Origin of the sequence: Flavobacterium weaverense (genome assembly GCF_003688495.1) — a bacterium.
Classification (GTDB): Bacteria; Bacteroidota; Bacteroidia; order Flavobacteriales; family Flavobacteriaceae; genus Flavobacterium; species Flavobacterium weaverense.
Window position 1 is genome coordinate 1 of the sequence record NZ_REFH01000010.1, and the last position, 14,929, is coordinate 14,929.

Consider the following 14,929-nt stretch of genomic DNA (forward strand, 5'->3'; position numbering starts at 1 on the left):
CTCATTTAAGAAACCTTTGGAGACAAGTTGTCTGTTATTATATTCTTTTGGAGGAGTACTTTTTTCTTCAAAGAATAGATGCATTTTCTCTTGTTAGATTTTGGTGTTGACCAAATCAAAGTGTTCCACAATTAATTCAGGAAGGATCAGTTTTAAAAGTTCTATGTAATTCTCCAAAGCTTGTTATTTTAATCAGCTAAATTAGGAAATCTTTCATTCCTTACCAACTTTTAGGATTGATCCCCCAAAAAGACTATTCAATGTCTTTTAAATTACAAATTGTTCAAGAAATTGAACAAGGACAACTCACGGATCATAACGAAAACCTGTGGAGTAGCAAAAATTAGGCATAGATGTTCGTTAGTCTAAACAAGAAAAATTCTATATTTCTCACTCCTATAATTGAGATCTTAAAGCTTTTATTTTGATATTGAAAGATTTCGCTGAAGCATTGGTACCTCTGTTGTCAAAATAGTTTAAGATTGTTTGATAATGATTCTTTATTGGTCTAGATATTGTATTCAATGATTTAAACTGATCATAACGAAAACCTGTGTAGTAGCAAAAATTAGGGATATATGTTCGATAGTCTAAACAGGAAAAATTCTATGTTTCTCACTCCTCTAAATTGAGATCTAAAAGCTTTTATTTTAGCATTGAAAGATTCCGCTGAAGCATTGGTACTTCTGTTATCAAAATAGTTTAAGATTGTTTGATAATGATTCTGTATTGATCTAGATATTGTATTAAATGATTTAAACTCAGCTTGAGCTACTTTTTCATGCCATCGAGCTAATTTACTTAGACCGTAAATTTTATCGGTAGTATTCTCAAAAACATTTCGTAAGTCTTGACATAGCTGGTATGCTTTTTCAATATCAGGATACAATTCGAATAAGAATCTCGCTCTTTCAGATTGGTTTTCAGACCATTTTGATTTGTTTTTATATAAGATATAACGGCTTCTAGCTAATAGTTGCTTAATGGTATCACCGTTTGATAGTATTTTGGGTTCGAATTTAGTTTTTGTGAATTTAGCTTTTTCAATAGCATCATTCTCGATGTCAATTGCTTGCCATCTATATTTAATCCTGATTTCTTGTAAAGCTTCGAGCGCTAGTTTTTGGACATGGAATCGGTCCGTAACTCTTACTGCATTAGAAAAGCATTTCTTAGCAATAAGACCCATGTTAGCCGCCATATCGAGTGTTATTTCAGTAACTGAATTCCTTAGTTTTAATGGTATTTTTTCTAGTATAGCAATTACTGTTTCTGCTTTGGTTCCAGCAATCATGGCTACTATAGTTCCCTTTCTACCTTTGCCAGCTTTATTGGTTACAATAGTATAGAGTTCGCCATTAGAGAGAGACGTTTCATCTATTGATAATCTTTTTCCAATGTTTTCAGGAAAAATAAGCCATTGTTTTGCGTGCGACTTTTGTTTCCAAGCTTTAAAATCACTTAGGTAATCTTTGTACTGATATTGCAAATTTCTTCCTGAAACCCCATAGAAAGAGGCTATAGCTTTACAATTATTTGGGTTGGAATCTATTGATCTCTTTTAAAAAAGACGCAAACTCCTGTGTTACACGAGTTCCGTCAGCTACTAAATTCCAATCTCTAAAAACTACTTTTCCAGTGTCTTCGTTCAGCCATCTTCTTCGAGTAATATGCAGGTATACTTGATGTCCACGAATAGGAAAATCCTGAACAGTTATCTCATCAAAGAAGCCTTTTGAACTTAATTTAAAAGGTCTGTATTCTTTGGGAATCGAATTAATCTCTTTTAGATACAAATGAAGTATCTCCTCTTCCTTTTTTTATAAGAAATCAATTCAAAGTATTCAACAATTATTTCGGGTAGTTGTAGCTTGATTAGTTCGCTGTAGAAATCTTGCATTTGCTATAATTTGGAATTACAAATATCTAGATTTTAATATTTCCACACAACAATATGTATTGATTCCCGTTCAGCCCAAAAAGTATACAGATAGTGTGGCAGTCGGTAGTGCTGTAATCTATTAATTTCTTTTAAAAAAGCCGAAAATTATTCAGTCATGCGGGTTGCTTTTGCAACTAAAGTCCAGTCTCATTTAATAATTTCTTCAGTGGTCTTATTGGTGCAGTGGCGTCTTTTGAAATGAAAATACACAAACTTACCTCTTACAGGAAAATCCTAAATGGTAATTTAATCAAGAAATCTTTTTGATATTAATTCAAGAGTATTGAATTTTTTTGGAGGCTTTATTTTTTCCTAAAAAGACAGGTGCAGTATTTCTTCTTTGTCATTAGCAGAAACCACATCAAAATGGTCAATTAAAAAACCAAGTAACATAAATTTCAAAAGCTCTGTAGAAGTCAGCTCAAATTTTTTAATCGACAAATTTCTAACTTTTTTTAACATTCCTCTCCATGTTTTATTCTTGATCCATTATAACAGATGCTGAAACGGTCTTTAACTTTGCACAGGTTTTAAAATCTAATGGTAAACACGAAGAATCAGAGCGCGAAATGAAATTATTCTGTTCTCTGCTACCAAATGATAATAGAGCGTTAAAATTCAATCAAAATTCATGCTATTTACAAAAAATAAAAAGTGCTGATCAGATGTTTGAAGTCAAGAAAATGACAATCAATTCTAATAAATCTGATTTTGGTGCAGTGCTTTATGATGACATTCTTTATTTCGTGAGTGCTAGAAAGCAGAGTGCTAAGTTATATAAACGCACTAACGAGCCATTTCTAGACCTATATCAATCGCTTTATAATTACAGTGATGAAACCTTCTCTCAACCATTATCGTTATCAGAATTGAACACATCTTATCACGAAGGACCAGTTACAATTAGCAGCGATGGAATGACTATGTATTTTTCTAGCGAAAGTTTCAACGATAAATTAATTGTAAAAGATGACGCTAATAAATTAAAATACGGACAAGTTAATTTGTTTAAGGCTCCCAAAATTCATGGAAAATGGACTTCAATTGTAGCCGTTCCATTTAATAGTAAGTATTATTTAACTGGGAATCCTGCAATAAACAAGGATGGAAACGTTCTGCATTTTGCATCAAATATGCCCGGTTCTATCGGAGGAACAGATATATGGAAAGTAGATATTAATTCTGATGTAAGTTTTGGCACAGCGCAAAATATTGGTGATAAAATTAATACTGTAGGTAATGAGAATTTCCCTTTTATATCAGATGATGATGTACATTACTTTTCTTCCAACGGTTTAAGTGGATTTGGTGGTTTAGATGTTTTTTGGTTTGATAGTAATGTAAGTGATAATTCGATAAATCTAGGAATTCCAATTAATAGCGAAAAAGATGATTTTGCATTTACATTTAATAAAAATAGAAACTTCGGTTTTTTATCTAGTAACAGGTCGGGATTAGATGACTTATACAATGTAGTTCCCTTGTGTAAATCAGAAGTAACTGTGGTTGTGAAAAATTCAAAAACTGGAGCTTTTTTGGCAAATTCAAATGTTACGTTCTTAAATTCAAATAAAACCAGTGTCGAATCTCAAATAACAAATAATAAAGGTGAAGTGATATATAAGAGTTCATGTGAAAAACAATTTACGATTGTAGTTTATAAAGATGGATTTATGCGTAATGCAGACTCGTTGTTAATCAATACCAATGGAATGCAGAAAATGGAGATATCGCTTGATCCTCTTGCATTAACGATAACAGAAAACGAAATAGAATTAAATGCAATTTACTTCGAATTCAATAAAAGTGAGATTACTCCTGAAGTTGCTGCAGAATTAGATAAGCTAGCTTATATAATGGCTCAGAATAAAAAATTAAATATTTTAATAAAATCACATACCGATAATGTGGGAAATGAAAAATATAATTTAAATCTCTCTCAAAAAAGAGCTAATTCTACATTAGAGTATCTTATTTCAAAAGGAATTGCTGTACATCGATTAGAAGCTAAAGGTTTTGGCGAATCAGAACCTAAAGTGAATTGTAATGATAATTGCTCTGATGCTGATCACGCAATGAATAGACGATTAGAGTTTATCATTATAAAGTAAACGAATATAAAAAAGGGATATTAAAATATAACGTCCCTTTTTAATTTCTAAAGAGTTATCCGTGCACTGTTTCGTTCTTACCGTATTTTACAATAATTGAAGTTTCAAACTCAATCCATTCTTGCCATCTTTTATCCACATCCACATTATCTGCATATTTCCTCGCAAAACCAATAAAAGTAGTGTAGTGGCCCGCTTCACTAATCATCAAGTCACGGTAGAATTTGGCTAATTCCGCATCTTTTATATTTTCCGAAAGAACCTTAAATCGTTCGCAACTTCTCGCCTCAATCATTGCCGAGAATAATAAACGATCGCAGAGTGCATCTTTTCGGCTACCATCTTTTTTCATGAACTTAAAAAGCTCATTGACATAATGGTCTTTTCGCTCTCTTCCTAAAGTAAGTCCTTTGCTTTTGATTAACTCGTGTACTAACTGCAGGTGATCTAATTCCTCTTTAGCGATAATTAACATTTCTGTTACTAATTCTTCTAACTCTGAATTATAAGTAACAATACTTATTGCATTTGACGCTGCTTTTTGCTCGCACCATGCGTGGTCAGTCAATATTTCTTCAATATTTGATTCAACTATATTTACCCATCTTGGGTCGGTGGCTAATTTTAGTCCTAACATAATATAAAAATTGATTTAGTTACAAAATTAGTCATTTATTGCTGATTTACTTCATTAATTAAATAGTATCCTATTTTGTAGTTTGGGCGTGACAGCGATAAATAAATGGCAAAACAACGTAATAGCATAGCCATTTCTATATCGCTGTCGGGCTATCCGCTGCAAGTCCTCATCTTGTTTTCGCTACGCTTCATCTAGATTCCGGTCTTTCCACTATTATCCCTCACGCAAGTTGCAATAGTTGAGAGATTTATATGTTATAACAGAAATTATTTCCCAAAAGACCATTATAATTGTATTATTTTGCAACAAATTTCAAAAACAATAATCTAATGCAAACGCTTTTAATTCTAGGATTTGTTTGGCCTGAACCTAATTCTTCGGCAGCAGGTGGGCGTATGATGCAGCTAATTTCGCTGTTTAAAAAGCAGGGATTTAAAGTGGTATTTGCAAGTCCCGCCCAAGACAGTGAATTTATGATTGATTTAGCTGATTATGATGTTGAAAAAATATCTATTCTCTTAAATAATTCTAGTTTTGATACTTTCATCACGGAACTTAATCCAGCAATAGTGTTGTTTGATCGTTTTATGATGGAAGAGCAATTTGGTTGGCGTGTTGCCGAGAATTGTCCAACTGCCTTACGAATTTTAGATACTGAAGATTTACATTGTTTGAGACTAGCAAGGCAAAAAGCATTCAAAGAAAACCGTGAATTTAAGACTACAGATTTATTAAAGCAAGAGGTTGCAAAAAGAGAAATTGCAAGTATTTTACGTTGTGATTTGTCTCTAATGATATCAGAATTTGAAATAGAATTGCTCAAGTCTACTTTTAAAATTGAAAGCAGTTTATTTTGGTATTTACCGCTTTTATTAGAACTTGATCAAGTCAGTGCTTTAAATAAGTTGCCATCGTTTGAGGACCGAAAGGATTTTGTTTTTATTGGTAATTTTCTTCATGAACCTAATTGGAATGCCGTTCAATATCTAAAAGATACAATTTGGCCACAAATCAGGAAGTTTCTTCCTCAGGCTAATTTAAATATATATGGAGCTTATCCGTCGCAAAAAGTTCTGCAATTAAATAATACAAGGGAAGGTTTCTTAATTAAAGGCCGTGCAGAAGATGCGAACGAGGTAGTTAAGAATGCTCGAATCGTTCTTGCTCCGTTGCGGATAGGTGCAGGAATAAAAGGGAAATTGTTAGAAGCAATGCAATGGGGAACGCCAAGCGTAACGACGAGTATTGGCGCTGAATCAATGCAGGGAGAATTAAATTGGAATGGTTTTGTTGAAAATAATCCAGAAGCTTTTGCAAATAAAGCGGTTCAATTGTATCAAGATGAAAAACTTTGGCTAGATGCTCAGAAAAATGGAAACTTGATTATACAGCAACGCTATTTAAGATCCTTATTTGAAGATGATTTTAAAAATCGAATTAATGAAATGATTACTAATCTTGAGGATCATCGCTTAAATAACTTTATAGGTGAGTTGTTGCAACATCATACCTTAAGGAGTACTAAGTATATGTCAAAGTGGATTGAGGAGAAAAATAAGTTGTAGAATCTTAAATTGTTGCTTTTGCGTGAGGGATGGAAGTGGCATCCTTTTATGAAATGCAATGGAATAAAAGATATAGCGTACAGCCCGACCGAACTGAAACAATAGTGAAAGCGAGGACACGCCCAAATAAAAAACCCGTCACTTATTAAAAATGACGGGTTTTTAGTATTTATAAAAATCTGTTATTATGCAAGCATCGTTACTGGATTTTCAATATATTGTTTTAAAGTTTGCAAGAACTGTGCTCCGGTTGCGCCATCGATAGTACGGTGATCACAAGCAAGAGATAACATCATTGTGTTTCCTACAACTATTTGTCCATTTTTAACAACCGGTTTTTCTACAATTGCTCCCACAGAAAGGATTGCAGAATTTGGCTGATTAATAATAGAATTGAATTCAGTAATACCAAACATTCCAAGGTTAGAAACTGTGAATGTGCTTCCTTCCATTTCAGTAGGTAGTAGTTTTTTGTTCTTCGCTCTTCCAGCAAGATCTCTTACGCTTCCACCTATTTGAGATAAACTCATTGCATCTGTAAATTTCAATACAGGAACTACTAGTCCATCCTCAACAGCGACAGCAACACCAATATTCACGTGATGATTGATGATAATTACATCTTCTTTCCACTGTGAATTTATTTTTGGATGTTTCTTTAATGCTAAAGCACAAGCTTTAATTACCATATCGTTGAAAGATACTTTTGTATCAGGAACGCTATTAATAATTGCTCTTGATTTCATTGCATCATCCATTGTCACTTCAACAACTAAGTTGTAATGAGGTGCAGTAAATAATGATTCAGCTAAACGCTTCGCAATGATTTTACGCATTTGCGAATTTTTAATTTCTTCAGTTACTACTTCTCCAGCAGGAACAAATAATTTTGCAGCAGGAGCTACAGCAGCATCTGCTTTCGCTGGTGCATCAACAGCTTTCGGTGCAGCGGCGGCAGGAGTGAAGTTTTCGATATCGCTTTTTACAATACGTCCGTTCTCACCAGAACCTTTTACTTGATTTAATTGGATTCCTTTATCACTAGCAATTTTCTTTGCTAATGGCGAAGCTAATATTCTTTTCCCGTCATTTGATTCTTCTTGAACTATTGGTTCTGAAGCTTTTTCAACAGTTTTCTCAGCAACAGATTCTTTAGTTTCATCAATCGCAGCGGTCTCTTGTGGAGCTCCGCCAGCTTTATAATTAGAAGGTATTCCACTTACATCCGTTCCCGCAGGTCCGATAATTGCTAAAAGACTGTCTACAGGAGCTGTATTTCCTTCTTCTATTCCAATATATAATAGTGTGCCTTCATTGAAAGATTCAAATTCCATTGTTGCTTTATCAGTTTCGATTTCAGCTAAAATATCTCCTTCGGTTACACTATCACCTACCTTTTTCAACCAAGTTGCTACAGTTCCTTCAGTCATTGTATCACTTAAGCGTGGCATAGTTACTACTACGACACCTTTAGGTAAAGATTCTGATGTAGCTGCTGAAGTTTTTGTAACTTCCTCTGTAACTTTAGTTTCACTAATCTTTGTTTCTTCTTCTTTAGCCGGCACTTCTGGGGCTGATTTTCCTGATAGTAATTCAGAAATATCTTCACCTTCTTCTCCTATAATAGCTAATAAAGAATCTACTGGAGCAGTTTCACCTTCAGGTATACCAATATGCAAAAGAGTTCCTTCATTGAAAGACTCAAATTCCATTGTTGCTTTATCTGTTTCAATTTCAGCAAGAATATCTCCTTCACTTACTTTATCTCCTACTTTTTTAAGCCAAGCCGCTACCGTTCCTTCTGTCATGGTATCGCTTAAGCGAGGCATTGTTATTTTGATTGCCATAGTGATTTATAGTTTGTGAGGTATAAAAGGATAGTTTTCTTGATCGTAAACTACATCGTAAAGTTGTTGAATTGGAGGATACTCTGATTCTTCAGCAAATTTAACGCACTCTTCAACAAGATCTTTAACTCGTTTATCGATTGCTTCGATTTCTTCTTCTGTAGCGTAATTCTGATCTTTTATAATATCAAGTACTTGAGTAATTGGATCAATTTTTTTGTATTCTTCTACCTCTTCTTTAGATCGGTATAATTGTGCATCAGACATAGAGTGACCTCTATATCGGTATGTTTTCATTTCTAGGAACGTTGGTCCATCACCACGACGAGCTCTATCAATTGCTTCAGTCATTGCTTCTGCAACCTTAACAGGATTCATTCCGTCAACTGGTCCACAAGGCATTTCATATCCAAGACCTAATTTCCAAATATCAGTATGATTAGCTGTTCTTTCAACTGAAGTTCCCATTGCATAACCGTTGTTTTCAACGATAAACACAACTGGAAGTTTCCATAACATTGCCATATTAAACGCTTCATGTAGAGAACCTTGACGCGCCGCACCATCACCAAAATAAGTCATAGTGACACCGCCAGTTTCAAAATACTTATCAGCAAAAGCTAGACCAGCACCTACAGGTATTTGTCCACCTACAATTCCGTGACCACCATAAAAACGGTGTTCTTTAGAGAAAATGTGCATAGAACCACCCATACCTTTTGAAGTACCAGTAACTTTTCCTAAAAGTTCTGCCATTACGCGTCTAGGATCAACTCCCATACCTATTGGCTGAACGTGATTTCTATATGCAGTAATCATTTTGTCTTTTGTCAAGTCCATTGCATGCAATGCTCCGGCTAAGACTGCCTCTTGACCATTATATAAATGTAGAAAACCTCTAACTTTTTGTTGTATGTACAATGCTGCAAGTTTGTCTTCAAACTTTCTCCAAAGTAGCATGTCCTCATACCACTTTAAATATACTTCTTTTGTAACTTCTTTCATCTGATTTTTCTTTTGCTAAAGTGTTATCGATTTATGCCTAATAGTGCAAAATAGTTTCCTCATACAAATTTGCGAAATGCAAAAATAACACATTCCAACTTAGAACTAAAATTTAATAGGTGATATTTAGAACTTTTACAAGAATTTTTTATCAAACATAAACGGTAGTAAGTTTTTTAAAGATTCTGATTTGTATATCGCTCCAATTTCTCCCATAAAGTATATTTGTATAGGCTGCTCTTGTTTGATTTCATACTCAGCGATAGATTGTCTGCAAGACCCACATGGAGGTATTGGAGCAGTGGTTTGATTTGTATCTGAAGCTGCCGTAATTGCCATTTTTACAATCTTGGCATTTGGATATTTTCCACCCGCATAAAATATCGCAACGCGTTCAGCGCACAATCCTGACGGATAAGCCGCATTTTCTTGATTTGACCCTACTATAACTTCTCCATTATCTAAAGCGATAGCTACACCAACTCTAAATTTAGAATATGGAGCATATGCATTTTTTCTTGCTTCAATAGCTTCAGTCATTAATTCTTGAACATCATTTGGCAACTCTTCAACAGTATCAAATGCATTAAACTTTGTTGTAAATGTAATTTCTTTCATATTTATAAGGGAAAAAAAATCCAAATTTCAAAAGTTCGAAATTTGGATTATTATTTGTAAATAAATTATTATTTAATATTCGTCGTATTTATCACCAAAATTAAACGTTAATGAGAATCGCAGCGTATTTTCTAAAGGGTTTTTTACTTTAGATGCAGAAAATAAATAGGAAACGTCTACTTTAACTACATTATACTTGAAACCTGCTCCAAGTGAGAAAAACTGTCTTGTTCCTTTAAAAGGACTTTCATGAAAGTATCCCATACGCATTGCAAATGAGTCTTGATATAAATATTCTGCTCCCACTGCATAAGTGATTTCTTTAATTTCTTCACTAAAACCATCTGGTGCATCACCAAATGATTTAAAAACTCCTGAAGTCCACCCTATAGAACGATAGTTGTCATTATTCTTACTGTATTCTTCATCTGTAATATTTCCGTCACCATTTAAATCTGGATTTTGAGGACTTGGCACTAATAATTTATTGAATTCAACATTCAATGCCACTTCATTGTAATCGTCTAAAATAAAATCAAAACCAGTTCCGATTTTTAGATTAGCCGGCAAGAAATTATTGTTATAATCGTCCTTATCATAACTAATCTTTGGGCCTAAATTTTGTATATTGAATCCTGCTCTCCATCTTCCAGTAAATTCACTAAAAGCTATCTCTTCAGATTGAAAGAAACCTGCAACGTCTACTGCAAATGAACTTGCAGAAGTAGCATCATTGTTTTCATCAGGAAATTTTAAATTAGAGTTTATAAAACGACCAGCAATTGCCATAGAAAATTTCTCACTTAATTTTAGTGAATACGATCCGTCTATTGCAAATTCGTTTGGAGAAACAGTTGCAAAATCTTCGTTTAAATCTCCTGTTTTACGTAACTCAATATCACCTAAGCCAAAATATCTGATACTTCCAGCAAATGCACTTCTCTCATTTAATTTGTTATAGTATGTCAATTGAGCTAGTGAGATATCGTTTACTAAGTCAGTTAAATAAGGAGTATAACTTACTGAAAAACCTTGCTTATCTGTAGCAAATGCGTATTTAGCAGGGTTCCATTGTTGTGAAAAAGCATCAGCAGATGTCGCAACACCCATATCGCCCATACCAGCTGCTCTAGCATCTGCAGCAACTAATAAAAATGGAACTCCTGGTGAGATAACACGATCCTGTGCTTTCGCAGAAGAAATAATTATTAAAGAAAGGATAATGAATAAAGTTTTTTTCATTGTAGGAATAATGTTAATTGAACAAATATAGTATTAAAGTATAACAAGTTTTTCAAATTTTTCACTTTTCAAATTCGTTAACGTAGATTTTACTGTGAGCTTGTATATATAGACCCCTTTTCCAATTTTATCTCCGAAATCATCTTTACCGTTCCAGCTAAGTTCTCTAGATAAAAAACCTTCGGTGCTAATAATCTGGTTTTTAGTCCAGACTACTTTCCCAGTAATTGTCATTACTTGAACTTGAACTTCTAGCAGTTCGTAAGGTCTATTATGAGTAAACCAAAACTCTGTGTAATTAACGAATGGATTAGGATAATTCAAAACATTACTTAGTGAAAGCTTATCATCTCCCGCAACTATAAATTGAATCTCCGCAGTTACAGGATTGTTATAAACATCCCAAGCTTTGAACGAAATAATATGTAAACCCGCTGATAGTTTACGCAATGGAAAACGCAGTGTTCCATTTGTAAAATCATCTAACTTAGTTTGGTAATAATCATTTAAAATAAAAGGATTGCTTACATCTCCATCAAGAATTGCAACAATATCATGACCTATTCCGCTAGCGGTATTTATTCCATTTTCATCTTCTAGTATGGCAACTAAGAATGGAGATTCATTAGTCGTTCCTCCTGAAACGAAAGTTTCATCATTCATATATAACTTCACTCTTGGACTAATATTGTCTGCGACTGCATTTTCATTAATTCCTCCTACCAAGATATTTGAATCATATCCAGTTTCATTTTCGAGAACATTATCCTTTTTGGCGTAAAAACTGATTCTTCCGTTTGCTAATGGAACTCTAATATCTCTTGGCACCACAAAGCTAAACTCAAATTGACCATTAGTAACGGAAGCATTTCCTCTAAAAGTAGTTTCACCTAAGACATTAAAGTTCATCGCAGGACTATAGCCATCGTTATTGTAAGTTGCTCTTAAAATTGTCTTATCGAATAATGTTGTAGCTATCTCGCCCGTATAGTTGGTTAACGGATTATCGTTCTCATCTGTTATTTCACCAGTCAATTTCATCTTCGATAAAGATTTGAAATTATCAGTTGTTTGTGTCACAGGAACGTCATTAATCTTTGTGAGTTTGATCTTTGGTTTTGGCAGCGCCAAAACTAATGCAGGATCGCCAATATAAAATACAACATTTGTAGCTGAATTTGGATTGCTGTTTTTAGAAATTCGCAAGGCTTCAGCGATAGAAGTATATTGGTTTGAACCGTATGACAACAAGTTTTTAGTGAGCAAATCATTAAAATTTTCAGCACTAGACTGACCAATAGAACGTATCGTTGTAATCATTGCAATTGCTCCACCTTTAGGATTCCAATACGTGAATTCTCCTGCTGTTGGTCTAAAAGGATTGTCAAAACGCGAAAATTCACATGTGATGGTAATAAATAAAGGATATTTATACTGGTTACTCAAAGTTTGTCCATCTGATTTTTCCCAAATTCGCTCTGCTGATAATCCATCTTCACCACCGTGTCCTAGATAATTAAATACTAACGCTCCTTTCTCAAAAGCATTAAAGAAGTCGGTTCTTGCTTTAGGATATCGATTTCCACCTGCCGAAGCTTCTTGAGTGTAGGAATCGAGAAATATTTTTTGAACATTAAAAAAAGGCTTTTCAGCGCTAATTTTGTTCGCAAGTTTGTTTTGTCTATTTTGTAAACTAGCATCTGCGGCAATATCTGAATCATCAGAAAGTAGCACAAAATTATTTCTCCAACTTCCGTAAGACTTTAAATCGTGGTATTCAATGACTTTGTTTACCATTTCGTCAGCTTGTTTTGGATTGTTTACAAGCATTCTTCCAACAGCGATATCAATACCTCCAAAAAATGAAACTATATTCCCTTCAGCAGGATCCATTAATCCAAAGAAATCGTCAGAAGCAAAAGAGGATTCTCCTGAGGAATTACCGTTTAGTGCATGATAGATAGGAACAACATTTGTGTTATTGGGTATTCTATTTTTAAAATCATAGGAAGCATCGCCAAAAAGGTTGACATATTTCACTCTTTTTTCTGTTGACGAAGCATTTTCGTAAACATATTTAATACAATTGCGTATCGCTGCAATATCTTGTTTACCGGAAGAAAACTCCTGATATATTAAATCTAGTGGAATTACTTTTACGTTAAGGTTTGAACGATTTCTATGAAAAGCAGCTAGCTTTTCTGCTTGAGAGGTTAGAAAATCAGGTGTAACTATAATGTAGTCGATGTCTTTAAACTGACCTTGGCTGTTTTTGAATAATGTACCTTTTAAATTCTGATTTGCTATTTTTGATTTATTCTCTTTTAAAGGAGTGTAATAATCATTTTCATCTATTGCGATGTATTTTCTAAGTTCGCCTAAATTAGCCTTAAAGCTAACCGTATTTTGATTTGCGTTTTCAATTTTACCCACGTTATACAGATCAGTAATGTCCCAAATCTGACTTATACCCATCGCATTTGAAATCTCGTAATTAGCAATTCCGTTAATGATAGCAGATTGATCGTGCTGAAATCGAAATTGTTTCCCGTAACCTTGAAGTTTTCTTTTGGCTATAAGCCGAATGTTATCCAGAAAACCTTTAGAGCCTGGAACTCCATTGTTATTGTATTTCAATTTGATTTTTGTAGTTTCTGCCCCTGTGAAGGTAATATTTGCGGGTAGTGACGCTGTTGTGAATTCGATTTCAGAACCCGGACTTATTGCAGAGAATGCTAACGATGGAAGCGCAGTTCCATTTGCAACTATTTCAAAATTAGTTGCAGTAAATGATGCAGAAGCAGCGGTAAGCATGATTTTTACAGGAACTGAAGGGTCAACATTTGGAAAGCTAAATTCAAATTCTTGTTCATTTTTTACATCAAATGATTCGCCAAACCACTGTCTACCCAATCTTGCAATGTTAACAAGATCAACTTCATGGAATTGATAATCGTCAAATGTATTAAGATTTAAAGTGCTACTTCCTGTGGGTTGTACCATTGGTTTTATCCTTTTTCCATCACCACCTTCAACGGTTAAATAGTAATATGAGTTTTTATCATATAAATTAAGATTAGTTCTACTTTCAGTATTCCAAGTATCAACACCTTCGGCATAAAATAGAATGTAATCTTCGTTGTTAAAAATACCGTCGCTCTCACCACTTATTTGGATCGCATTTTCGACTAAGTCATTAGGATATAAAATGCTATTTGATAATGGTAACATGCGACCGCCGTTCCCGAATAATTTTATCTTTCGGGGATCTACCTTATTAAGGTCAAGACCAAGTTGCTGCAGAAAATTTTTAGAGATTTTATAAATCCCTGATTTTTCGACATAAAATCTGTACCAATTTCCGCTGGACAAAACAGAATTAGAAATAACATTTGAGGTGTTATTTATTTGTGCGGTTCTAAAGTTGCTGCTTTCTATCTCGTAAGAAAAAGAAATAATTCTTTTGAAGCCAAATTCATCTTTAATAATAGGAGAAAGATTTATAAAAGCTTCTTTGATTTCGCGAGATTTTGAGATTATTAGAGATGGATTTACTGTTGTTGGAATATTAGCAGCAGATAAATCGCCTAGTTGATCCTTTGAAATATTTTCGAATTTAATATTGGATAACATAATTTTTCCTTCATCAAATGCGACTGGCGCTTGTGATTTTAAAGTAAAAAGAATTGTTTTTGTAGCATTGTCGTAATGAAAACTATTTCCTGTAAATTGAGGAATTACAACTTTGTAGTCGCCGTAAGACATTTCTTTTTTTTCTAACCATTCTATATTTATATCTCCTTTTTTTTGGGCAAAAGAAACAAGCGGAAGTAGGCTTAAGATTGCCAAAAATAGTTTTCTCATTGTTTTTCTAAACGTAAATATTGAGCGCTTATTATTAATTAGTAAAAATAAATCATTTCATGTAATTGTAATAATAAAAATTATAAATTTGCGTT

Annotated in this window: 11 protein-coding genes; 2 read left to right on the forward strand and 9 right to left on the reverse strand. The window is 33.8% G+C overall.

Features of this window, described 5'->3' with window-relative positions:
• Window positions 1-396 precede the first annotated feature (396 nt).
• Genes BC961_RS14830 through BC961_RS09840 form a run of 3 tightly spaced genes read right to left on the reverse strand, consistent with a single transcriptional unit; the run spans window position 397 to window position 1,796 of the window.
• The gene (locus BC961_RS14830; RefSeq protein WP_245980876.1) at window positions 397-525 is read right to left on the reverse strand and encodes a transposase; all 129 of its coding nucleotides are present in this window, start codon (window positions 523-525) and stop codon (window positions 397-399) included.
• 43 nt (window positions 526-568) lie between these two features.
• Window positions 569-1,552, reverse strand: a complete 984-nt coding sequence (locus BC961_RS09835; RefSeq protein WP_121925711.1) for an ISAon1 family transposase — start codon at window positions 1,550-1,552, stop codon at window positions 569-571.
• A complete protein-coding gene (locus BC961_RS09840; RefSeq protein WP_317126966.1) occupies window positions 1,533-1,796 on the reverse strand; it encodes an ISAon1 family transposase N-terminal region protein in 264 nt (87 codons plus the stop codon). The genes BC961_RS09835 and BC961_RS09840 overlap by 20 nt, the downstream gene beginning before the upstream one ends.
• A gap of 715 nt (window positions 1,797-2,511) precedes the next feature.
• Here BC961_RS09840 and BC961_RS09850 point away from each other — a divergent pair.
• Window positions 2,512-4,053 carry an OmpA family protein gene (locus tag BC961_RS09850; RefSeq protein WP_121925712.1) on the forward strand — a complete coding sequence of 514 codons (1,542 nt, stop codon included), beginning with the start codon at window positions 2,512-2,514 and terminating at the stop codon, window positions 4,051-4,053.
• A gap of 55 nt (window positions 4,054-4,108) precedes the next feature.
• Here the strand turns inward: BC961_RS09850 and miaE are convergent, their stop codons facing one another.
• Window positions 4,109-4,690: a tRNA-(ms[2]io[6]A)-hydroxylase gene (miaE, locus tag BC961_RS09855; RefSeq protein ID WP_121925713.1), complete on the reverse strand. Its 582-nt coding sequence runs from the start codon at window positions 4,688-4,690 to the stop codon at window positions 4,109-4,111.
• 332 nt (window positions 4,691-5,022) lie between these two features.
• On the opposite strand from miaE, the gene BC961_RS09860 reads away from it, so the two are divergent.
• Window positions 5,023-6,258 (forward strand): glycosyltransferase, encoded by a 1,236-nt coding sequence (locus tag BC961_RS09860; RefSeq protein WP_121925714.1) that lies wholly within the window; start codon window positions 5,023-5,025, stop codon window positions 6,256-6,258.
• A gap of 185 nt (window positions 6,259-6,443) precedes the next feature.
• Here the strand turns inward: BC961_RS09860 and BC961_RS09865 are convergent, their stop codons facing one another.
• From BC961_RS09865 to porU, 5 genes are all read right to left on the reverse strand, one after another.
• Complete coding sequence (locus BC961_RS09865) at window positions 6,444-8,105, reverse strand: pyruvate dehydrogenase complex dihydrolipoamide acetyltransferase (RefSeq protein WP_121925715.1); 1,662 nt, start codon at window positions 8,103-8,105, stop codon at window positions 6,444-6,446.
• A gap of 6 nt (window positions 8,106-8,111) precedes the next feature.
• Window positions 8,112-9,110, reverse strand: coding sequence for a pyruvate dehydrogenase (acetyl-transferring) E1 component subunit alpha (pdhA, locus tag BC961_RS09870; protein ID WP_121925716.1), 999 nt, complete (start codon window positions 9,108-9,110; stop codon window positions 8,112-8,114).
• Between the two features lie 135 nt (window positions 9,111-9,245).
• Complete coding sequence (gene cdd, locus BC961_RS09875) at window positions 9,246-9,728, reverse strand: cytidine deaminase (protein WP_121925717.1); 483 nt, start codon at window positions 9,726-9,728, stop codon at window positions 9,246-9,248.
• Between the two features lie 72 nt (window positions 9,729-9,800).
• Window positions 9,801-10,970 carry a type IX secretion system outer membrane channel protein PorV gene (porV, locus tag BC961_RS09880; RefSeq protein ID WP_121925718.1) on the reverse strand — a complete coding sequence of 390 codons (1,170 nt, stop codon included), beginning with the start codon at window positions 10,968-10,970 and terminating at the stop codon, window positions 9,801-9,803.
• Window positions 10,971-11,003: 33 nt separating this feature from the next.
• Window positions 11,004-14,834, reverse strand: a complete 3,831-nt coding sequence (gene porU / locus BC961_RS09885) for a type IX secretion system sortase PorU (RefSeq protein WP_121925719.1) — start codon at window positions 14,832-14,834, stop codon at window positions 11,004-11,006.
• Window positions 14,835-14,929: the final 95 nt, after the last annotated feature.

What these genes read in the sequence shown, in the direction of transcription:
- BC961_RS09860 (WP_121925714.1), top strand. Translation starts at nt 5,023, where the DNA reads ATGCAAACGCTTTTAATTCTAGGATTTGTTTGGCCTGAACCTAATTCT.
- cdd (WP_121925717.1), bottom strand. Translation starts at nt 9,728, where the DNA reads ATGAAAGAAATTACATTTACAACAAAGTTTAATGCATTTGATACTGTT.
- porV (WP_121925718.1), bottom strand. Translation starts at nt 10,970, where the DNA reads ATGAAAAAAACTTTATTCATTATCCTTTCTTTAATAATTATTTCTTCT.
- pdhA (WP_121925716.1), bottom strand. Translation starts at nt 9,110, where the DNA reads ATGAAAGAAGTTACAAAAGAAGTATATTTAAAGTGGTATGAGGACATG.
- BC961_RS09865 (WP_121925715.1), bottom strand. Translation starts at nt 8,105, where the DNA reads ATGGCAATCAAAATAACAATGCCTCGCTTAAGCGATACCATGACAGAA.
- porU (WP_121925719.1), bottom strand. Translation starts at nt 14,834, where the DNA reads ATGAGAAAACTATTTTTGGCAATCTTAAGCCTACTTCCGCTTGTTTCT.
- BC961_RS09850 (WP_121925712.1), top strand. Translation starts at nt 2,512, where the DNA reads ATGAAATTATTCTGTTCTCTGCTACCAAATGATAATAGAGCGTTAAAA.
- miaE (WP_121925713.1), bottom strand. Translation starts at nt 4,690, where the DNA reads ATGTTAGGACTAAAATTAGCCACCGACCCAAGATGGGTAAATATAGTT.